This window comes from Herbaspirillum sp. WTB6 (genome assembly GCF_057457785.1).
The window spans coordinates 169,739-191,166 of record NZ_CP176522.1 but is presented as its reverse complement, the minus strand read 5'-3'; the positions used below and the strand labels follow the sequence as shown (position 1 = coordinate 191,166).

18 protein-coding genes are annotated in these 21,428 nt (G+C 59.0%); 8 read left to right on the top strand and 10 right to left on the bottom strand.

All coding sequences use genetic code 11. The features are described 5' to 3' along the window. Window positions 1-108 precede the first annotated feature (108 nt). Window positions 109-1,491 carry a cardiolipin synthase gene (gene cls, locus ACK2VC_RS00855; RefSeq protein WP_486731714.1) on the top strand — a complete coding sequence of 461 codons (1,383 nt, stop codon included), beginning with the start codon at window positions 109-111 and terminating at the stop codon, window positions 1,489-1,491. 31 nt (window positions 1,492-1,522) lie between these two features. On the opposite strand, the gene serA is transcribed toward cls, so the two are convergent. Further along, window positions 1,523-2,722, bottom strand: a complete 1,200-nt coding sequence (gene serA / locus ACK2VC_RS00850; RefSeq protein ID WP_486731713.1) for a phosphoglycerate dehydrogenase — start codon at window positions 2,720-2,722, stop codon at window positions 1,523-1,525. Window positions 2,723-2,828: 106 nt separating this feature from the next. Between serA and ACK2VC_RS00845 the strand changes: the two genes are divergently transcribed. After that, complete coding sequence (locus ACK2VC_RS00845; RefSeq protein WP_486731712.1) at window positions 2,829-3,620, top strand: ferredoxin--NADP reductase; 792 nt, start codon at window positions 2,829-2,831, stop codon at window positions 3,618-3,620. A gap of 80 nt (window positions 3,621-3,700) precedes the next feature. On the opposite strand, the gene ACK2VC_RS00840 is transcribed toward ACK2VC_RS00845, so the two are convergent. The 8 genes from ACK2VC_RS00840 to ACK2VC_RS00805 form a co-directional block, all read right to left on the bottom strand. After that, window positions 3,701-5,779 (bottom strand): 3-hydroxyacyl-CoA dehydrogenase NAD-binding domain-containing protein, encoded by a 2,079-nt coding sequence (locus ACK2VC_RS00840; RefSeq protein ID WP_486731711.1) that lies wholly within the window; start codon window positions 5,777-5,779, stop codon window positions 3,701-3,703. A gap of 172 nt (window positions 5,780-5,951) precedes the next feature. Then, entirely contained in the window at window positions 5,952-7,163 is a 1,212-nt protein-coding gene (locus ACK2VC_RS00835; protein ID WP_486731710.1) for an ABC transporter substrate-binding protein, read from the bottom strand. Window positions 7,164-7,512: 349 nt separating this feature from the next. Continuing rightward, the gene (locus tag ACK2VC_RS00830; protein WP_486731709.1) at window positions 7,513-8,214 is read right to left on the bottom strand and encodes an ABC transporter ATP-binding protein; all 702 of its coding nucleotides are present in this window, start codon (window positions 8,212-8,214) and stop codon (window positions 7,513-7,515) included. Window positions 8,215-8,216: 2 nt separating this feature from the next. Further along, complete coding sequence (locus ACK2VC_RS00825) at window positions 8,217-8,975, bottom strand: ABC transporter ATP-binding protein (protein WP_486731708.1); 759 nt, start codon at window positions 8,973-8,975, stop codon at window positions 8,217-8,219. Then, window positions 8,972-10,258: a branched-chain amino acid ABC transporter permease gene (locus ACK2VC_RS00820; RefSeq protein WP_486731707.1), complete on the bottom strand. Its 1,287-nt coding sequence runs from the start codon at window positions 10,256-10,258 to the stop codon at window positions 8,972-8,974. Before ACK2VC_RS00820 ends, ACK2VC_RS00825 begins: the two co-directional genes overlap by 4 nt. Before the next feature lie 4 nt (window positions 10,259-10,262). Beyond that, window positions 10,263-11,210 carry a branched-chain amino acid ABC transporter permease gene (locus ACK2VC_RS00815; RefSeq protein ID WP_486731706.1) on the bottom strand — a complete coding sequence of 316 codons (948 nt, stop codon included), beginning with the start codon at window positions 11,208-11,210 and terminating at the stop codon, window positions 10,263-10,265. A 98-nt stretch (window positions 11,211-11,308) separates the two neighbouring features. Then, window positions 11,309-12,556: a branched-chain amino acid ABC transporter substrate-binding protein gene (locus tag ACK2VC_RS00810; RefSeq protein WP_486731705.1), complete on the bottom strand. Its 1,248-nt coding sequence runs from the start codon at window positions 12,554-12,556 to the stop codon at window positions 11,309-11,311. 86 nt (window positions 12,557-12,642) lie between these two features. After that, on the bottom strand, window positions 12,643-14,295 hold the full coding sequence (locus ACK2VC_RS00805) for a 3-(methylthio)propionyl-CoA ligase (RefSeq protein WP_486731704.1): 1,653 nt from the start codon (window positions 14,293-14,295) through the stop codon (window positions 12,643-12,645). A 532-nt stretch (window positions 14,296-14,827) separates the two neighbouring features. Between ACK2VC_RS00805 and ACK2VC_RS00800 the strand changes: the two genes are divergently transcribed. The 5 genes from ACK2VC_RS00800 (at window position 14,828) to ACK2VC_RS00780 (ending at window position 18,488) form a co-directional block, all read left to right on the top strand. Further along, window positions 14,828-16,309 carry a protein adenylyltransferase SelO gene (locus ACK2VC_RS00800; protein ID WP_486731703.1) on the top strand — a complete coding sequence of 494 codons (1,482 nt, stop codon included), beginning with the start codon at window positions 14,828-14,830 and terminating at the stop codon, window positions 16,307-16,309. A gap of 15 nt (window positions 16,310-16,324) precedes the next feature. After that, on the top strand, window positions 16,325-16,756 hold the full coding sequence (msrB, locus tag ACK2VC_RS00795) for a peptide-methionine (R)-S-oxide reductase MsrB (RefSeq protein WP_486731702.1): 432 nt from the start codon (window positions 16,325-16,327) through the stop codon (window positions 16,754-16,756). Further along, window positions 16,753-17,373: a septation protein A gene (locus ACK2VC_RS00790; RefSeq protein ID WP_486731701.1), complete on the top strand. Its 621-nt coding sequence runs from the start codon at window positions 16,753-16,755 to the stop codon at window positions 17,371-17,373. Before msrB ends, ACK2VC_RS00790 begins: the two co-directional genes overlap by 4 nt. Continuing rightward, window positions 17,370-17,645: a BolA family protein gene (locus ACK2VC_RS00785; RefSeq protein WP_486731700.1), complete on the top strand. Its 276-nt coding sequence runs from the start codon at window positions 17,370-17,372 to the stop codon at window positions 17,643-17,645. The genes ACK2VC_RS00790 and ACK2VC_RS00785 overlap by 4 nt, the downstream gene beginning before the upstream one ends. A gap of 66 nt (window positions 17,646-17,711) precedes the next feature. Then, on the top strand, window positions 17,712-18,488 hold the full coding sequence (locus tag ACK2VC_RS00780) for a peptidylprolyl isomerase (RefSeq protein ID WP_486731699.1): 777 nt from the start codon (window positions 17,712-17,714) through the stop codon (window positions 18,486-18,488). Between the two features lie 157 nt (window positions 18,489-18,645). On the opposite strand, the gene ACK2VC_RS00775 is transcribed toward ACK2VC_RS00780, so the two are convergent. Beyond that, window positions 18,646-18,846 (bottom strand): heavy-metal-associated domain-containing protein, encoded by a 201-nt coding sequence (locus ACK2VC_RS00775; protein WP_486731698.1) that lies wholly within the window; start codon window positions 18,844-18,846, stop codon window positions 18,646-18,648. Window positions 18,847-19,010: 164 nt separating this feature from the next. On the opposite strand from ACK2VC_RS00775, the gene ACK2VC_RS00770 reads away from it, so the two are divergent. Continuing rightward, entirely contained in the window at window positions 19,011-21,428 is a 2,418-nt protein-coding gene (locus ACK2VC_RS00770; RefSeq protein WP_486731697.1) for a heavy metal translocating P-type ATPase, read from the top strand.

The window sequence follows — 21,428 nt, the reverse complement described above, 5'->3', positions numbered from 1 at the left end:
TATTCAATATCAATATTCCGCCCATAAACATTTGTGCATTATCAAATACTCCATATTTTTTATGGTGATACGAGGTGTTGATGGTTTGATCCATTGATGAAAAATCCAATGTCGAATCAGGCAGTCGTTCGGATCGTTGCTGGCCTGTTGTTCATCTTCGCGCTGGCCGCCTGTGCCTCGCTGCCCGACGTGCGCGATCTCGGCAGCTCATTGACGCCAAAGGAGACTCCGACCGTCACCGGCAGCCGCGGCGTGCTGCCCGACGCCAAGGCCGAATCGATTCTTGCCAGACGGCTGCGCGGCTCGCGCATCGACGCCAAAGAACTGGCGGCATTGGAGGAGGCGGCTACCGGCAGCCCGCTGATCGCCGGCAACAAGGTCGAGTTGCTGTTTGATGGCCCGCAGACCATGCAGGCGATGATCGAGGCGATCAGCACGGCTGCCGACAGCATCAATCTGGAAACCTATATTTTCGACCAAGATGAATTGGGGCAGCGTTTTGCCGATCTGCTGATCGAACGCCAGCGTGCCGGAGTCCAGGTCAACATCATTTACGATAGTGTCGGCACCCTCGGCACGCCGGCCGAATTCTTCGAGCGCATGCGCGCCGCCGGCATACAACTGGTCGAATTCAATCCGGTCAATCCGTTGAAGCGCCTTGCCTGGTGGCGCCTGAATAATCGGGATCACCGCAAGATCCTGGTGGTGGATGGAAAAATCGGTTTTACTGGCGGCATCAACATTACCGGGCAGTATTCGCACGGCTCATTGTTTCGCGCGCGCGGCAAGAACCTGGACAGCGGGGTTGGCTGGCGCGACACCCACGTTCGCATCGAGGGCCCGGCGGTGGCCTCCCTGCAATGGTTGTTTCTGGATTCCTGGGCCCGGCAGCGGGCCAACGATCCGCTGCAGCGCGACTACTTCCCGCGCCTGCACATCGCCGGCGACAAGATCGTGCGCGTTCTGGGCAGCCGGCCGGGCGGCGACCCGGCCATCTATAAGGCCTACGTCCTGGCGATCCAGGAAGCCCAAAAAACGATTCACATCACCACTCCGTATTTCGTGCCGGACCAGCAAATCCTCGATGCGCTGGCGGCTGCGGTGCGGCGTGGCGTCGAAGTCAAGCTGCTGCTGCCCAGCGTCTCCGACAGCAGCGTCGTGCTGTATGCCGGACAATCGTTCTACGGCGATTTGCTGAAGTCCGGCGTCGGCATCTATCAGTTGCAGGTGGCGGTATTGCACGCCAAGACGGCGGTGATCGATGGCACCTGGTCAACGGTCGGCTCGGCCAACCTGGACATGCGCAGCTTCCTGCACAATTCGGAAGTCAACCTGATCGTGCTCGGCGCCGAGTTCGGGCAGGGAATGGAAAGCGCATTCCAGGAGGACCTGCGCGATGCGCACCATGTGACGGCCGAGGAATGGGAACAGCGGCCGCTGGGCCAGCGCTTCAAGGAATGGGCGGCGCGCCGGCTGGAATATTGGCTGTGAGGCGCAATCCCGGCCGGCTTCGGGCCCAGGGTTAGATCAAGTTACAGCGAATCGTGGTCGATACGTTGCGCAATTCCTGCAGCAATTCTTCGGAAATGACGGCATCGATGTCGGTCATCGCATAACCGAGCGCACCGCGCGTTTGCAATTGCTGGGCCACGATGTTCAGGTCGTGCTTGGCGAAATCGGCGTTCATCCGCGCAATCACGCCCGGCTCGTTGCGGTGCACGTGCAGGATGCGGCTGACCGCGGCCTTCTCCAGATGGGCGATTTCGGGGAAATTTACCGCCGAGCGAGTGGTGCCGGCGGACAGGAAACGCGCCAGTTTTTCCGCCACTTCGCGCCCGATATTTTGCTGCGCCTCTTCCGTGCTGCCGCCAATGTGCGGGGTCAGGATGACGTTGTCCAGCCCGCGCAGCGGCGACACGAATTCCTCGTCTTCATTGTGTGGCTCGACCGGGAAAACATCGATTGCGGCGCCAGCCAGCTTGTTTTCGCGCAGCGCCTGATTCAGCGCGTCGATATCGACCACGTTGCCGCGCGACGCATTGATTAGCAAAGCCGAAGGTTTCATCGCGGCGATGCGGCTGCGATTGATCAGGTTCTTGGTGGTCGGATTGGCAGGCACGTGCAGCGTGACGACGTCGGACTGCTTCAGCAGCGCCTCCAGCGAGCGCACCGGCTTGGCATTTCCCAGCGGTAACTTGCTTTCCGGATCGAAGTAGACCACGTGCATGCCGACGCTTTCCGCCAGGATGCCGACCTGGGCGCCAATATTGCCGTAGCCGATGATCCCCAGCACCTTGTTGCGTACTTCAAAGGCGCCGTTTGCATTCTTTTCCCATTTGCCGCGATGCGCGCGCGCATTTTTTTCCGGAATCCGCCGCAGCAGCAGGATCGCTTGGGCGATCACCAGTTCCGCCACCGAGCGCGTGTTCGAATATGGCGCGTTGAACACCGGAACGCCAAGCGTGGCGGCGGTCGCCAGGTCAACCTGGTTGGTGCCGATGCAAAAACAGCCAATGGCGCGCAGACGCGGCAACGCCTTCAATACGTCGGCAGTCAAATGGGTGGCGGAACGGATGCCGACCACGTCGGCATCGGCCAGGGTACTAATCAATTCGGGACCGGCCAGGGCGGTGGACAAACGGACAACCTGGTTGAAGCCATTTTCCTCAAAAAACGAAACTGCATTCTGATGAATTTTTTCCAATAAAACGATTTTAGTCACAAGCCGGCTCCAAAAAATTGTCGAATACGAGTGTAAGACAGTATCATTGCACAAAGCAATATTTCATCTATATCTTTTATTCATGATTATATCGTCAAGGACGACAATGACGGATCGCATGGCCGCCAGCGACAAGGCCAGCGTTGAAACAATCACGTCAATTCACCGATCGAACGAAACCCTGTTTTCGTTCCGCACCACCCGTGCTGCCCGCTTTGAGTTTACGCCGGGACAGTTTTCACGTCTTGGCCTGGATAGCGGCAGCGATATCCTGTGGCGCGCCTATTCGATCGCATCCGCACCGGGCGACGCAGAATTGGAGTATTTCGCGGTAACGGTGCCGCAAGGCGCCTTCAGCCCCCTGCTGGCGCGCCTGCGGGTCGGCGATCCGATCCTGACTGAACGCGCCAGCCACGGCTTCATGACCGCGACCCGCTTCACGGCGCCTGGAAACGACTTGTGGATGCTGGCGACCGGCACGGGCCTTGGCCCGTTCCTGTCGATCCTGCAGGATCCGCACGTCTGGCAAAAATACCGCAACCTGATCCTGGTGCATGGCGCACGTTCCGCTGATGACCTGGTCTACCAGGATCTGCTGCAGCGGCTTCAGCGGCAACCACCGACCGCTTCTTTGGCGCGCCTGCACCTGATCCAGAGCACGACCGGCAGCAACCAGCCGGTTGCGTCCAATCGCCTGCAAGGGCGCATCACCAGCCTGCTGCTCGACGGCCGGCTGGAAGCCGCGGCCGGCCTGGCGATCAACGCCGAAGATTCACACCTGATGTTATGCGGTAATCCGGACATGATTACCGAAGTCAGGCAGATCCTGCATGAACGCGGACTGCGGCCCAACCGCCGGGCCGTACCCGGAAATTTCCTGACCGAGAATTACTGGTGAAATAACGGATCGGCCGAATTCACAAACTCGAAAAAAACCCCAGCCATCACGGCTGGGGTTTTTCCGCTATTGATGCCTACTTAGTTGAAAGTCTTTCCTTCCGCCGCCAGCTTCGCCAGCAGCCGCGCCGGTTTCCAGGCTTCGCCATGGAGGCCCTTGGCATATTTTTCAATTGTCATCACCACGTTCGGCAAGCCGACGGTGTCGGCATAGAACAGCGGGCCGCCGCGGAACAGCGGAAAACCGTAGCCGGTCAGGTACACCATGTCGATGTCGGAGGCGCGCAACGCGATGCCTTCGTCCAGGATGTCGGCCGCTTCGTTGACCAGTGCGTACACCAAGCGTTCGACGATTTCGGCATCGCCGATCTTGCGCCGTTCGACACCTGCATCGGCCGAATGCTTCACGATCATGTCGTTCACCACCGCGGACGGATAGGCCTTGCGGTCGCCGGGCTTGTAGTCGTACCAGCCGGCGCCGGTCTTCTGGCCAAAGCGGCCCATCTCGCACAGCAGGTCGGCGGTCTTGGAGTAGGTGATTTCCGGCTTTTCGACATAGCGCCGCTTGCGGATGTACCAGCCGACGTCGTTGCCGGCCAGGTCACCCATACGGAACGGTCCCATCGCGAAGCCGAATTTCTCGATCGCCTTGTCGACCTGCTCCGGCAGGCAGCCCTCGTCCAGCAGGAAGCCAGCCTGGCGGACATACTGCTCGATCATGCGGTTGCCGATGAAGCCGTCGCAGACGCCGGAAACCACGCCGGTCTTCTTGATTTTTTTTGACAAGGCCATGGTGGTGGCCAGCACGTCCTTGCCGGTCTTGGCGCCACGCACGATCTCCAACAGCTTCATCACGTTGGCCGGGCTGAAGAAGTGGGTGCCGATCACGTCCTGCGGCCGCCTGGTGAAGGCGGCGATCTTGTCGACGTCCAGCGTCGACGTATTCGACGCCAGGATCGCGCCCTGCTTCATGACTTCGTCCAGTTTTTTGAACACGGTTTCCTTGACGCCCATGTCCTCGAACACGGCTTCCACCACGATGTCGGCTTGGCCAATGTCTTCATACGACAGCGTGCCCTTGATCAGACCGACGCGCTGCTCGAATTTTTCGGGCGTCAGCTTGCCTTTCTTCATCGTGTTCTCGTAATTCCTGCGAATCGTCGCCAAGCCTTTGTCGAGCGCTTCCTGTTTCATTTCCAGGATTGTCACCGGAATGCCGGCATTGGCAAAATTCATCGCGATGCCGCCGCCCATGGTGCCGGCGCCGATTACCGCCGCTGACCTGATCGGACGGATCGGCGTATCGGCCGGCACGTCCGGTATCTTGCTGGCGGCGCGTTCGCCGAAGAAGGCATGACGCAACGCTTTCGACTCCGGGGTTTGCACCAGTTGAATGAACAGATCACGTTCGAATTTCAGCCCGTCGTCGAATTTTTTGGTGACGGCAGCAGCAACCGCCTCGACACACTTCAGCGGCGCCGGGAACGGGCCGGCCACTGCTTTGACCGTATTGCGCGAAAACTGCAGGAAGCCTTCGTAATTCGGGTAATCGACCTTCAGGTCGCGCACTTTCGGCAGCGGCCGCACGTCGGCGATGCTGTTGGCAAACGCCAGCGCGCCCTGCAACAGGTCGCCGTCAATCATCTGATCAAAGAGCGCGGTCTTGGCCAGTTTTTCGGAAGCGACCGGATTGCCGGATACGATCATGTTCAAGGCCATTTCCAAGCCGAGCACGCGCGGCAGGCGCTGGGTGCCGCCAGCCCCCGGCAGGATGCCGAGCTTGACTTCGGGCAGAGCGATCTGCGCGCCGGCGGCCGCGACCCGGTAGTTGCAGCCGAGTGCCAGTTCCAGGCCACCGCCCATGCAGACGGTATGAATTGCCGCGACTACCGGCTTGGTCGAGTTTTCGACAACCTTGATGACGGTATGCAGCGACGGTTCCGCCAGCGCCAGCGGGGAATTGAATTCCTTGATGTCGGCGCCGCCGGAAAAAGCCTTGCCGGCACCGGTGAGGACGATCGCCTTCACCGCATCGTCGTTCAACGCCTGCTGCATGCCTTGCACCAGCGCACTGCGGGTGGCGTGGCCAAGTCCATTGACCGGCGGATTATTGAGCGTGATCACGGCAACAGCACCGTGTACCTGGTATTCGGCTGTCATATCTCTTCCCTTTTCAATGAAATTCCTGCGTGCGCAATGTGCAACTGGAGTTCTGTTCTGTGCCGGTTAACTATACCCGAGAAAAGAACGATCGTATTATTTTTGGGGTAAAAAAATCCGGTGGCCTGAACTGCTCACCGGACCGAGGGAGCGCTATCGATTGCGGCGCCTTCTATTGACCTTTCAGGCGCAGCAAGCCACTGCGCTTCGAGTCGTCCGCATAGGCATAACCAACACGGCCGGCGCTGACTTGGCCCATTAGCAGCATGTTCTGCGTAATCGCGTCATGGTCCTGTCTTGAAAATGGCTTGTTGTAACTGGTAATCACGCCCTGATAGCGCTTGCTGAGGTTTTCCAGCGCCTCCCTGATCTTGGAGCCGTCGGTCGAATTCGCCTGGCGTAACGCCAGATGCAACAGGTGCATACCATCATAACCTTGCGCTGCGCTCATCGGCGAGGAGATGACATCGGTCTTGAAGTGCCGTTTATACTCCAGCAAAAAACTGGTTTTGCTACTGGATGTGGCATCCTGTATGAAGGTCTGTGGCATCAGCGCGCCCTCGCCAGTCTTTCCGGAGTGGTCGATAAAATTGCGCATGGACAGCGTCCAACTTCCCAGCATCGGCACTTTCCACCCAGCCGCATCCTTGTTGTGCGCGATCGCCGCCAGTTCCGGACCGATGCCCCAGACGACGATGGCTTGTGCATCGCTTGCTTTCGCCTGGCGGACCTGAGTGCTCATGTCCTGATCGCCGATGTTGAAGCGCTCCTCGGATACAACTTTGACGCCGGCAGCGGCTGCCTGCTCGACAAAAGCCTTCAGGCCGGCATCACCATAAGCGGTGGTGTCGGCCAGAACGGCAACGCTGTTCAGTCCTTTACGCTTGAGATCGGCCGCGACCACTTTCGCTTCCAGGTCCAGGGTTGGCGCTACCCGGAAGATGTAATTCTCCGACGCTGCCGGCGGCGCGTATTTCCTGGTCAACGAGGTGCCGGTCGAGACTGCGATCATCAGCGGGATTCGAGCTTTTTGATAGGCGTCGATAGATGCCAGACCAACGCCGGTATTGACGATCCCGATGGTGGCCACTACCTTGCTCTTCACCAGCTCCTCGGCAATCTTGGCCCCGACCTCGGGTTTTGCCTCATCGTCACGCACCACCAATTCAATTTTTTTGCCGTTAATCCCGCCTATGTTGTTGATCTCTTCGGTTGCCAGGAGAATTCCATTCAACATGCTCTCGCCCATCGGGCTGGAGCCGCCCGTAAACGGCCCCGAAACGCCGATCCTGAGCGTATCGGCCTGCACCGCGCCTATCCAGAATGCCTGGACCGTACAAAAGACGAAAAGAACCAGCGCGCGGCGAACGTAGACAGTCAACATCGATTTCCTCCTTAAGGAATGAGAATCTCGTGTCAGACTCCCTCGGGTGGGGGAGCCCAGTGTAATTTTTTGTAGTATTCCGCATGCATGCAATATCGGCAAGTAAAAAACCAAAATCGCACGAGCGTGCTGACAGGCCGTCAGCGAATCTATTAATGCGGAGGAATCGCCAATCAAGGCCGCAAGTTGTGCTTGGCCGGCCATCGAGAGCGCTGGGAGTCGGTGCGCCATGTGACGCAGTATTCGAAATCCTGCGTGAAAATGCGACACGGCCGAGATCGGCATCGTTGCCAATCTCGGCCGTCACAGGTGCTCCACTGCGCACCCAGCCAGGGCGATTGCCTCGGATTTACACTTCCAGCCATTCCTTGCGAACATTGCTGTTCAAGCGCAGGTCCTCCGGCCGACCGGAGAATACGATCGAACCATGACCCATGACATAGATGCGTTGCGAAATTTCCAGTGCGATCGCGAGTTTCTGCTCGACCAGCAGGACTGAAATACCGCGATTTTTCAGTTCCTTCAGGTATTCGGCCACCAGGTCGACCAGTTTTGGCGCCAGGCCTTCGGTCGGCTCGTCGATCATGATCAGATCGGGATCGCCCATCAGGGTCCGGCACAGCGTCAGCATCTGCTGCTCGCCGCCCGAGAGCACGCCGGCAGCGGTATGGCGGCGCTCCTTCAGGCGCGGAAACATCTGATACATGTCGTCCAGCGACCAGCGCGATTGCTTCTTCTTTTTTTCACCGAGAATCAGATTCTGTTCGACTGTCAGCGCCGGGAACACATCGCGGCTCTCCGGCACGTAGCCCAAACCCTTGTGCGCGATTTCGAACGCCTTCAGGCCGATCATTTCCTCGCCTTTGAAGCGCACCGAACCGGTCGCGTGAACCTGCCCCATGGCCGCCTTGACGGTAGTCGAGCGGCCGACGCCATTGCGGCCGAGCAGACTGACGATTTCCCCTTGATTGATCTGCATGTCGACCCCGTGCAGCACATGGCTCTTGCCGTAAAACGCATGCAGGTTTTTGATTTCGAGCAGAGTCGTCATGTTCAAGCCTCCACCGGCGCATGGCCGCCCAGGTAGGCTTCCTGCACTTTCTGGCTGGCGCGGATATTGGCTGGTGTGTCGCACGCGATCATCTCGCCATACACCAGCACCCCGATCCTGTCCGCCAATCCGAATACCACGCTCATATCGTGCTCCACCATCAACAGTGTTTTGCCGACGGTGACCTTGCGAATCAGCTCCACTGCAGCGTCCGATTCCGAGCGGCTCATGCCGGCCGTGGGTTCATCCAGCAAAATTACCTCTGCGCCGCCGGCGATCGTAATGCCGATTTCGAGTGCCCGCTGCTCGGCGTAGGTCAGCAATCCGGCGGTAGTTTGCCGGCGCCGCTTCAAGCCAATCTGCTCCAGTACCGCCTCGGCGCGCTCCTGCACATCCCGCAAGCCATTCAGCCGATGCCAGAACGAATACTTGTATCCGAGCGACCACAGCACCGCGCAGCGCAAGTTTTCATAGACCGTCAGCCGGTGAAAAATATTCGTGATCTGAAAGCTGCGCGACAGGCCGAGGCGGTTGATCTCGAAAGGCTTGAGTTTCGCTATGCTGTTCCCCCTGAGCAGAATATCGCCTGCAGACAGCGGAAAACGCCCGGATATCAGGTTGAACAAGGTGGACTTGCCGGCGCCATTGGGGCCAATGATGGCAATCCGTTCGCCCTCCTTTACTTTCAGGTTGGTACCGCGAATGATTTCCGATTTGCCGAAGCTCTTGCGGACGTCGTTCAATTCCAGGGAAAACGTCATGCCTCGGCCCTCCGGATCATGTCTTCTATCTCGATATTGACTTCCCCCCAAACTTGCTGGAACGGTGCCTTGGTTCGCCAAAATGCCAGAGCGCCGAAGATCAGCAGCGCGGCGGCGGTCAGCCAGCCGGTGGGCGCGGTGGTGTCTACCGCAAAGCCGAATAGCTGCTTGATCGGGCCATTGGCCGAGTTCAGCGTGATGTGATACAGCATCTCTATCATCATCACGACGCCAGTCAGCACCACCACCGTCGCCAGGCAGACCGCGCACAGCCTGGGCCAGATTCGTCCGAACCGCCCGCTTTTGATCACCCTGAAGTTGAGCATGATCAGGCTGGCAATCCCGCCCGGAGCAAACATCACGATCAGGATGAAAAATACGCCCAGATACAGTTGCCAGGCTTTGGTATAACTGGACAGCATGACCGTCAGGAACACGCCCACTACAGCTCCGATCATCGGCCCGAAGAAAAACCCGATGCCGCCGATGAAGGTAAACAGCAGCACCGCACCCGAGCGTATCAGGCTGACGTTTTCAGCACTGACAATTTCAAAATTGATCGCTGACAGCCCACCGGATACGCCGGCAAAAAAGGCGGACAGGATCAGCGTCAGGTAACGCACCCATTGCGTGTTGAAACCGATGAATTCGGCGCGCTCGGGGTTGTCGCGCACCGCGTTCGCCATCCGGCCCAGCGGGGTTTGCGTGAACGCGAACATGCCGATTGCGCACACGAACAGCCAGAACGCGATCAAGTAGTACACCTGGATCTGCGGCCCGTAGCTGATGCCGAGAAACGGCTCGCCGATGACACGATTGGTGGTGACGCCGCCTTCGCCGCCAAAGAAACCGGGGAACATCAGCGAGCAGGCGAAAACCAGCTCAACGATGCCGAGCGTGATCATCGCAAACGTGGTGCCGGATTTCTTGGTGGTGACGTAGCCAAACAGGATACCGAAAAACATGCCGGCCACGCCGCCTACCAGCGGTATCAGGGTCACCGGGATCGGCAGCTGGCCGCCGCTTGCCAGATTCATCGCATGGATCGCAACGAAGGCGCCGAGACCGGAATAGGCGGCGTGTCCAAAGGACAGCATGCCGCCCTGCCCCAGCAGCATGTTGTAGGACAAGCCGAAAATCATCAGCGTACCCATTTCGCACAGCAGAGAAATGGAAGCTCCCTGCGTAAAGATCAGCGGCGCGACCACCAGCAGCAATGCGAACAGACTCCAGATCAGCCAGCGTCCGAGGTTGAGTGGCTCGAATTTCATCGTCGTAGTCATCCGTTCAACCTTCCCGTGTACCCATCAAGCCTTTGGGCCTGAAAATCAGAATTAGCACCATCAGCAGATAAGGCAGAATTGCTGCGGATTCGGCGATCGTCAGGCTCAGCACCGAATACCCGGGCGTGTCGATACCGATGTCGACGCCCAACAGCGCCAGCAAGCTGTGCAGGGAATAATCGAGCGCGACCGCGTAGGTCTGAATCACGCCGATCAGCAGTGAGGCGAGCAGCGCCCCAGCCAGCGATCCCATCCCGCCAACTACGACCACCACGAAGATGATGCTGCCGACCGTTGCCGCCATATTTGGCTCGGTGACAAATGCGTTGCCGCCGATCACGCCCGCCAGCCCCGCCAGTGCGCAACCACCGCCGAATACCAGCATGAACACCCGCGGCACGTTGTGTCCGAGCGCCTCGACCGCATCCGGGTGGGTCAGCGCGGCCTGGATCACGAGCCCGGTCCGTGTGCGCGTCAGCATCAGATAAATCGCTACCAGCATGACCAGCGCCACCAGCATCATGAAGCCGCGGTAGATGGGAAATGTCGTGGTATAGAGAGTGAACAGGGAGCCATCCAGTTCCGGCGGAATCGGGTAAGGTACCGCGGCGCGCCCCCAAACCAATTGCACCAGCTCGACCACCACATACGATAAGCCGAAAGTAAACAGCAGCTCGGGCACATGGCCGTACTTGTGCACCATGCGCAATCCATAGCGTTCAACCAGCGCACCGATCGCGCCGACAATCAGCGGTGCGATGAAGAGCGCGGGCCAGAATCCCAGCTGCGTACTGGTTGCATAGGCAAAATAGGCCCCCAGCATGTAAAAACTGGCGTGAGCGAAATTCAGCACACCCATCATGCTGAAAATCAACGTCAGGCCGGAAGAAAGCATGAACAGCAAAAGCCCATAGCTCAGGCCGTTCAACAGCGTAATAAGCGTGAATTCCACGAACCATCCCCTTCAACAGGAATCCTGAATCATCGCGCGATTATCGCGGATAGAAAAACAGCGTGGCGCACACGGCACGCCACGCTGGTCAAGGGGATTTACTTGGAGGGGCGTTTCATCTGGCAAGAGGTAGGCTGGGTGCCAACGTACGTGTCGATCTTCTGATCGGTTTTCCAGCCATAGCCGGTGTTTTCCTGATCATACTTGACTGTTTTGCCATCAACCTTGGACCAGGTCGCGATATAGAGAGGCTGCTGCAGTTGGTGGTCGGTCTTGCGCATTTCAACTTCACCGTTCAATGCCTTGACCTTCATGCCTTCCATTGCGAACGCGACCTTGACCGGATCGGTGGATTTGGTGTCCTTGACCGCCTGGCTCAGCATTTCGATCACCGTGTACAGATCCTGGACATAGAAATCATCGTTGTATTTCTTCTTGAAACTCGCTGCGATTTCCTTGCCCGAGAAGGTCTCGTTATTCGGATGCCAGTAAGCGACCTGCATCACCTGACCCGCACCTGCTGCCCCCATCGCCGTCGGCACGCCGGTAGTTCCAGCGTAGTAGGTATAGAACTTCGCGGTTACGCCGGCATCTTTTGCCGCCTTGATCAACAGCGCGAGGTCGGCGCCCCAGTTGCCGGTGATGATGGTGTCGGCGCCGGATGCCTTGATTTTTGCGACATAGGGCGAGAAATCCTTGACCGTGGCGATCGGATGCAGGTCGTCGCCAACGATCTGGACGTCGGGGCGCTTGCGTTTCAGATATTCTTTCGCCGCGCGGGTGACCTGGTGGCCATGCGAATAGTTCTGACCGATGATATAGACCTTCTTGATGTTCGGATCCTTTGCCATGAAGGTCGTCATGGCTTCCATTTTCATATCTGAATTGGCATCGAAACGGAAGTGCCAGAAGCTGCATTTGCTGTTGGTCAGGTCCGGGTCAATTGCCGAATAATTGAGAAATACGATTTCCTTGCCCGGATTGCGTTCGTTGTGCTTGTTGATGGCCTCGATCAGTGCCAGCGCAACCCCCGAGCCATTGCCCTGGGCGACATAACGATAACCCTGATCAATCGCATGCTTCAACTGCGTCAGCGACTCTTGCGGGCTGCCTTTGCCGTCAAACGCGGTAACCTGAACAGTGTTACCGGCACCGGCCCATTGCTCCTTGTTGGCGATCTCTGTGACAAGCTGAAAGGTGTTCAACTGATTCTGACCGATCGGCGCAAACGCCCCGGACATCGTTTCAATCATGGCGATCTTGATGTTCTCTGCCATGGCCAATGGGGCGGACAGCGCTGCGGCGACTGAAGCGGCTAAAACGAGCGGGCGGAATTTGATTGTCATAGGTCTCTCTCTTTATAAGTTATAAGTGAAGGTACAAGCGAAGAGCGTGCTGCAGTTGACAAACTGACCGTTGGTCAGGCGTGGTTTCAGGCGGTAGGTAGTTTATAGTCCTTGAATTGCTCGCGCATTTTGTTTTTCAAGACTTTGCCGGTTGCCCCGATGGGTAGCGCCTCGACGAATGTGACGTCGTCCGGTGTCCACCATTTCGCAATCTTGCCTTCGTAAAACAAGAGCAATTCTTCCTTGGTGATGGTCGCATCCGGCCGCTTGACGACCACCAGCAGCGGCCGTTCATCCCATTTTGGATGGGGAATCCCGATACAGGCGGCCTGTAACACTCCAGGATGCGCCATCGCGATGTTTTCCAGGTCGATGGTGCCAATCCATTCGCCGCCGGATTTGATGACGTCCTTGCTGCGATCGGTGATCTGCATGTAGCCGTCGGCATCGATGGTTGCCACGTCGCCGGTCGGAAACCAGCCATCCTGCAAGACCTCGCCGCCCTCGCCCTTGAAATAACTTCCGATGACCCATGGTCCCTTGACCAGCAAGTTACCATAGGTCTTGCCGTCCCACGGCAATTCCTTGCCGGCGTCATCGACGATCTTCATGTCCACGCCGTAGATTGCGTGTCCTTGTTTTTCCAGCAGCGCTTCCTGCGCTTCGTGTGATAGCTTCAGGTGCTTCGATTGCAGCGTGCCGGCAGTCCCCAGCGGCGACATTTCCGTCATGCCCCAGGCGTGCACCACCTCGACCCCGTACTGGTTACGGAACGTCTTCATCATTGCCGGCGGGCAGGCTGAGCCGCCGATCACCGTGCGCTTGAAGCTCGAGAACCGCAAATTGTTCTGACCGACATAGGTCAACAGGCCGAGCCAGACGGTGGGAACGCCGGCCGACATCGTCACCTGCTCCTGTTCGAACAATTCATATATCGATTTACCGTCCAGAGCCGGACCGGGAAATACCATCTTGGCGCCCGTCAACGGTACCGAATACGGCAAGCCCCAGGCGTTGACGTGAAACATCGGCACCACGGGCAACACCGCATCGCGCGCCGACACGTTCAGCGCGTCCGGCATGGTCGAGGCGTACGAGTGCAGCACGGTGGAACGGTGCGAATACAGTGCGCCTTTCGGGTTGCCGGTGGTGCCCGACGTATAGCACAGACTGGAGGCCGAATTTTCGTCAAAGACCGGCCACTCATAGACGTCTGAACTGGCGTCGATCAAGTCTTCATAGCACAGCAGGTTGGCGATTTTGCTGTTTTGTGGCATATGGGTGCGATCGCACATCGCGATGAAACCCTTGGTGCTCTTGCAGTGTGCAGCGATCGCTTCGACCAGTGGCAGAAAGGTCAGGTCGAAGAACAGGTACTGATCCTCGGCATGATTGACGATGTACGCCATCTGCTCCGGATGCAGACGCGGATTGATGGTATGCAGTACCGCGCCGGAGCCGGAGACCGCGTAGTACGCCTCCATGTGACGATAGCCATTCCAGGCCAGAGTCGCGACCCGCTCGCCGATCTTGACGCCCAGGTTGGCCAGCGCGTTAGCCAATTGGCGCGAACGTCTGTGACAATCACGGTAGGTGTAGCGATGAATGTCGCCTTCCACTCGGCGCGAGACGATATCGTTATCGCCGAAATAGCGGTCGGCGTGCTGAATGATGCTCGAAATCAGCAAAGGCTGATCCATCATCTGGCCCATCAGCGGGCTTTTGGGGTACTGCGCCATCGCGTCTCCTATCTTTATGTTTTGCTGCTTTTGCACAATTTTCGTACGCTCGTACGAAAAAGGTCAATCGTTTTTCATGTTGCCTTGCAATAAATAAATAGCTTATTCGGTCTCTTCCCAGTTTCCTTGTCTTTCGAAGCCATTTCTTTGCCATTACGTGCCATACGTGATTCAGAAAATGTGAGCGAAATTGTCGTCATATCAACACCAAACGCGGCAGCGTCGTATTTTTCGCAGAAACAAGTGCCTTTCCGTATGGCTACCTGACGAACATGTCACGCATGTTTCCGTTCATGCCGACATAATGGAAGAGATGTCCTGGCTTCTGTCAAAATGAAACTGCGATGAGCGTTCGATGTAAACAGATAGTGTCAGCATATCGCGCAGTGCAACCCTGTCAACTTTTTGATATTCGATATCTCCAATTCTGGCCACCTGAAATGACTGTATCGCTTCCTTGCATGACGCCTGAAACTTTGCCGGTAGGCTTTCTCCGCATGCCGTGCGCTCTCCGTTTTAACAGGAAAACCGTATGACCGCGTTCGTCGCAGATCTGAAATTCGAGCACTCGTTCGCGGCTTTGTCTTCGTTGTTTTACACACGGCTTACGCCGGAGCCGCTGCCTGCTCCTTACCTGGTATGCGGCAGCGCGGCCGCGGCGGCGCTGATCGGCCTCGATCCGGCTGCGTTCGCCGGTGATGATTTTCTTCACGCCTTTTCCGGCAATCGCCTACCGTCCGCCGCGCAGCCACTGGCCCAAGTGTATTCGGGCCATCAATTCGGCGTCTGGGCTGGCCAGTTGGGAGATGGCCGCGCGCTGCTGCTGGGCGATCTGGCGGCGCCGGCCTTTGCCCCGGCCGGCCGGTTGGAAGTGCAGTTGAAGGGCTCCGGCCCGACGCCTTACTCGCGCATGGCGGACGGCCGGGCGGTGCTGCGTTCGTCGATTCGCGAATTCCTGTGTTCGGAGGCGATGGCCGCACTCGACATTCCGACTTCACGGGCATTGTGCGTGATCGGCTCCGATCTGCGCGTGATGCGGGAAGAGCCGGAGACCACTGCGGTGGTGACGCGCCTAGCGCCCTCGTTCATCCGTTTCGGCAGCTTCGAGCACTGGTTTTACCACGACAGGAAAGAAGAGCTGCAGGCATTGGCCGATTACGTCATCGACCGCTTTTATCCGGAATTGCGCGGCGAGCGCAATCCCTACCAGGCGTTGCTGCGGGAAGTGACGCGGCGCACCGCGCATCTGATTGCGCGCTGGCAGGCAGTCGGCTTCATGCATGGCGTCATGAACACCGACAACATGTCGATCCTCGGGCTGACCATCGACTACGGCCCCTACGGTTTCATGGAGGCGTTCAACGCCCGCCACATCTGCAACCATACCGATCAGGGCGGGCGCTATGCCTATAACATGCAGCCGCAGATCGGCCGCTGGAACTGCTTTGCGCTGGGCCAGGCACTATTGCCGCTGATCGGTTCGGTGGAGGATACGCAGGCAGCGCTGGAAAGCTACCAGTCCGAATATGCCGATATGTTGGATAACCTGTTGCATGCAAAACTCGGCCTGCGCACGGTGGAAGCCGAGGATGATGGCTTGCTGAACCGGATGTTTGCCTTGATGGAAGCCAATCACGTCGATTTCACCCGCTTTTTCCGGCTGCTGGGCGAACTGCGGCTTGATCAACCGGCGTCCGCAGATTCGGTGCGCGACGAGTTTATCGACCGCGAGGCCTTCGACCGATGGGCGGCGGAATACCGGCAACGACTGCAACGCGAACACAGCAGGGATGACCTGCGCCGGCTTGCAATGCATGCGGTCAACCCCAAATACATTCTGCGCAATTACCTGGCACAAGTCGCCATCGAAAAGGCGCGGCACGGCGATTTTTCCGAAGTGGCAAGATTGCTCAAGGTGCTGGAACGCCCATTCGACGAGCAGCCCGAGCACGCCGCCTATGCCGCTCTGCCGCCGGACTGGGCCAGTCACTTGGAAGTCAGTTGCTCCTCATGATCAGAAGGCGATCCGATGAAACCTGAAAAAATCAGCAAGACCGACGCCGAATGGCGCGCGCAACTGGAGCCGTTCGAATATCAGGTGACGCGCCACGCCGCCACCGAGCCGGCGTTTACCGGCCGTTACTGGGATCATCACGAATCCGGCATCTATGCCTGCGTCTGCTGCGGTACACCGCTGTTTGCCTCCGATGCCAAGTTCGAGTCCGGCTGCGGCTGGCCGAGTTATTTCCGCGCGCTCGACCCGGCCAACGTCAGCGAGCGCATCGACCGCGGCTATGGCATGATGCGTACCGAGATTTTGTGCAACGTCTGCGACGCCCATCTGGGCCATGTGTTTCCGGACGGGCCGCCGCCGACCGGGCTGCGCTACTGCATCAACTCGGCGTCGCTGCGCTTTGCTGCGGACGCCCAACCTGACGTGAAAGAGCCCCAGCAAAAATGAAGTTTCTGTTCGATCTGTTTCCAGTCATCCTGTTTTTCGGAATTTTCAAGTGGGGTGAAGGCAATGTCGACGCCGCCCAGTCATTCGCGGCCGAATATCTGTCCGGCTTCGTTTCGGGCGGAGTAGTAACGGCCGGCCAGGCGCCGATCCTGCTGGCGACCGCGGTGGCCATCGTCGCCACCGTCGCGCAGATCGGCTACCTGTTGTTGCGCTCGAGGAAAGTCGATCCGATGTTGTGGATTTCGCTCGCCATCATCGGTGTGTTCGGCGGCGCCACGATCTACTTCCATAACGAAACCTTCATCAAATGGAAGCCGACCGTCCTCTACTGGTGCTTCGCCGCGGTACTGTTTATCAGCCAGTTTTTTTTCCAGAAAAACCTGATTCGCACCATGATGGAAAAACAGATCGCGCTGCCCGCTCCAGCCTGGCAACGGCTTGGGCTGGCCTGGGTCGCCTTCTTTTGCGTGATGGGGCTGCTGAATTTGTACGTTGCATTCAATTTTTCAACCGGAACCTGGGTGAATTTCAAGTTGTTCGGCGGCATCGGATTGATGTTTGCCTTCGTTATCGCCCAGAGCCTGATGCTGTCAAAATATGTCAAGGATGCTGAATGACCTCCCGGGTTGAACGCATCCGCCAGCGCCTGCTTGAAACTTTGGCGCCGCAGGAGTGTCTGGTAACAGACGAGTCCGCCTTGCATGTCGGTCATGCAGGAGCGGCATCCGGCGGCGGCCACTTTCGGATACGGCTGGTCGCCGCCCGATTTGAAGGGCAAAACCGCTTGGCTCGACACCGCCTGGTGTATCATTATTTGGATGACATGATGCACTCCGAAATCCATGCTCTCGCTCTGGTTGCATTGGCGCCCTCGGAGATCGCGGCTTAAACGTCATTCCAGGTAACTATTATTCAAGCTTCCTTCCAACTCACTTTCCCACTTTAGGATTTCACCATGTATTTAAAACCCGCTCGCTTGCTGGTGGTGCTTGTTGCGGCTGCAGCCTTCCCTGCCCTGGCGCAAAACCTGGCCGTGGTCAACGGCAAACCGGTGCCGTCCTCGCGTGCCGACATGATGGTCAAGCAACTGGCGGCACAAGGACAGGCGGATTCCCCGCAACTGCGCTCGATGATCAAGGAAGAATTGATCAATCGCGAAATCCTGATGCAGGAAGCGAACAAGCTCGGGCTGGGCGACAGCCCCGACGTCAAGGCGCAACTGGAAATGGCGCGGCAGTCGATCGTGATTCGCGCGCTGGTCGCCGATTTCGTCAAGAAACATCCGGTCAAGGATGCCGAGATTCAGGCGGAATACGACAAGTTCAAGGCCCAGGCCGGCGACAAGGAATACCATGCGCGCCACATCCTGGTGGATAAGGAAGAGGACGCCAAGGCCATCATCGCCAAGCTGAAGGCCGGCGCCAAGTTCGAGGATCTAGCCAAGCAATCGAAGGACACCGGCTCCGCAGCCAATGGCGGTGACCTCGACTGGGCAGCGCCGACCTCCTTCGTCAAGCCGTTCTCCGATGCGATGGTCGCCTTGCAAAAAGGACAGATTACCGAAACCCCGGTCAAGTCCCAGTTCGGCTACCACGTGATCAAGCTGGAAGACACGCGCGCCGCCAAGGTGCCGACGCTGGAGGAAGTGAAGCAGCAGATCGCCGAATCGCTGCAGCAGAAAAAGCTGGCTGCCTATCAGGAAGAACTGCGCAGCAAAGCCAAGATTCAGTAAACGCTTTGCGGACGGAAAAAGGCGCTCTGATGAGCGCCTTTTTTATTGCCCTGCTTGCCGCAACTGAAACATAAAAACAGGAGTATATTATTTAAATATACACATTACGGCGGAAATTTGCCATTATCAATGGGAGTATATGATCCTGGTGCAAGTGCTATCCAAGTGCCTGCGGCGTGTAGCCGGCATCGCGGATCGCGCTCTCGATCGCCTTGCCATCGGCGGTGCTCGTGACCTGCACGACATGGCTTTGAACGTCGGCCGTCAGCGTCGCCTGGCTGTCGATCTGCTGGATGGCCTTGGTGATGGTCGCCACGCAATGACCGCAGGTCATGTCTTCCACCTTGAATTGCAACATGTTGATTTCCCGAAGTAAGTTGAAAATGACAATATAAAGCTTCCTATCGGGTCAAGGTCAAGCGTGAATCCCGCTCGATTGCGCTTGACCTTTCCATCAATGGAAGGTTTATGCTGGTTCATCGGCTCAAGTCGGCCATCAACAGGATCAAGACAATGGACGCAATGACGAACACAAACAGCGGGTATGCCGAGCTGGGTTTTGGCATCGAAGGCATGACATGTGCGTCCTGTGTAGCGCGGGTTGAAAAGGCGCTGGGCGCGGTACCGGGGGTGCAGGCGGTCGCGGTCAATCTCGCCACCGAAAAAGCCACGGTGCGCGCCGCCGCCGATGTCACTCTGACCTCATTGTCGGCGGCGGTAGAAAAAGCCGGTTACCAGGTACCGCAGCAAGCGTTCGACCTGGTGATCGATGGCATGACCTGCGCCTCCTGTGTCGGGCGGGTGGAAAAGGCGCTGAAAAAAGTGCCGGGCGTGACGCAGGCGTCGGTCAACCTGGCGACCGAGAAGGCCCACGTGGTCGGCGCGGGTGTGAACGCCGCGACCTTGATCGCCGCGGTCGAGAAAGCCGGCTACCGCGCCAGCCTGGCCGCGGAAAGCGCTGCCGCCGCCAAGGAAAAAGCCGGCTGGCCCAGTTGGTGGCCGGTGGCGGCCGCGGCCTTGCTCAGCCTGCCGCTGGTGGCGCCGATGCTGGGCATGCCGTTCGGCTTCGACTGGATGCTGCCCGGCTGGCTGCAACTGGCGCTGGCGACGCCGGTGCAATTCTGGCTCGGCGCCCGCTTTTACCGCGCCGGCTGGAAGGCGCTGTTGGCCAAGAGCGGCAACATGGACCTGCTGGTTGCGCTCGGCACCAGCGCCGCCTACGGGCTTTCGCTGTACCTGCTGCTGGCGCATGGCGAGCACGCCGGCATGCACCTGTATTTCGAATCCTCGGCGGTGGTGATCACGCTGGTCTTGCTCGGCAAATGGCTGGAAGCGCGCGCCAAGCGCCAGACCGTGGCGGCAATTCGGGCGCTGGAGTCGCTGCGCGCGCCATTCGCGATGGTGCGCCGCGACGGCGGCGAGCGGCAGGTGCCGCTGGATCAGGTGCGGCTGGGGGATGTCGTGATCGTACGCCCGGGCGAGCGGGTGCCGGTCGATGGCCGGGTGCTCGAAGGCAGCAGCCACCTGGACGAGGCGCTCTTGACCGGCGAAAGCCTGCCGGTGGCAAAACACGCCGGCGATGCCGTCACCGGCGGCGCGATCAATGCCGAAGGCGTGCTGGTGATCGAGGCGACCGCCGTCGGCGGCGCCACCATGCTGTCGCAGATCATCCGGCTGGTGGAAGAGGCGCAAGCGGTCAAGGCCCCGATCCAGCGCCTGGTGGACCGGGTCAGCGCGGTGTTCGTGCCGGCCGTGCTGCTGGTGTCCGCCCTCACCTTCGTCGCCTGGGGCCTGCTGACCGGCGACTGGCAAAGCGCGCTGCTGAACGCGGTGGCGGTACAGGTGATCGCCTGCCCATGCGCGCTTGGCCTGGCGACGCCAGCTTCGATCATGGTCGGCACCGGCGTCGCCGCCCGCTACGGCATCCTGATCAAGGACGCCGAAGCCTTGGAAACCGCGCATGCGGTCACCACCGTCGCCTTCGACAAGACCGGCACCCTGACCGAGGGCAAGCCGGCGCTGGTCGCGCTTGAGCGCCCGGCTGCCGACGACGATGAAACGCGCATCCTGGCGCTGGCGGCGGCGGTCCAGCGATACAGCGACCACCCGCTGGCAAAAGCGGTGCTGCAGCAGGCAGCGGCGCGCGGCATCGCCATCCCGGCAGCAGCTGCCGCCAAGGCGCTGGCCGGGCGCGGCGTGCAGGCGCAAGTGGGCGAAATCAGCGCCTATCTCGGTAACCGGCGCCTGATGGATGAAATCGGCGTCGTCACGGCGGTGCTGGAGCCGGTCGCGGCGCAACACGAAAACGCCGGGCGTACCGTGTCCTGGCTGGCGTTGCAAAACGCAGACGGCCTGCACTTGGTTGGCCTGCTGGCGTTCGGCGACACGATCAAGGTGACGGCGTCGGAAGCGGTGGCGCGTCTGGTGGAAATCGGAGTCAAGCCGGTGATGCTGACCGGCGACAATCCGGGCAGCGCGCAGGCGGTGGCCTCGGCGCTCGGCATCGCCGAGTACCATGCGGAAGTGCTGCCGGCCGACAAGGCGGCAATAGTCGCCGGTCTGCAGGGTGGCGGCCAGGTGGTAGCGATGGTCGGCGACGGCATCAACGACGCGCCGGCGCTGGCGGCGGCCAACATCGGCATTGCGGTCGCCAGCGGCACCGACGTCGCGATGCACGCGGCCGGCATCACGCTGATGCGGGGCGACCCGCGGCTGGTGGCGGACGCAATCGATATCTCGCACCGCACTTACCGCAAGATCCGGCAGAATCTCGGCTGGGCCTTCGTCTACAACATCGTCGGCATCCCGCTGGCGGCGTTCGGCTACCTGAATCCGGTGATCGCCGGCGCCGCGATGGCGTTCAGCAGCGTCAGCGTGGTGACCAACGCCCTGCTGTTGCGGCGCTGGAAGCCGCACACCAATCCGGGAGCGCAACCATGA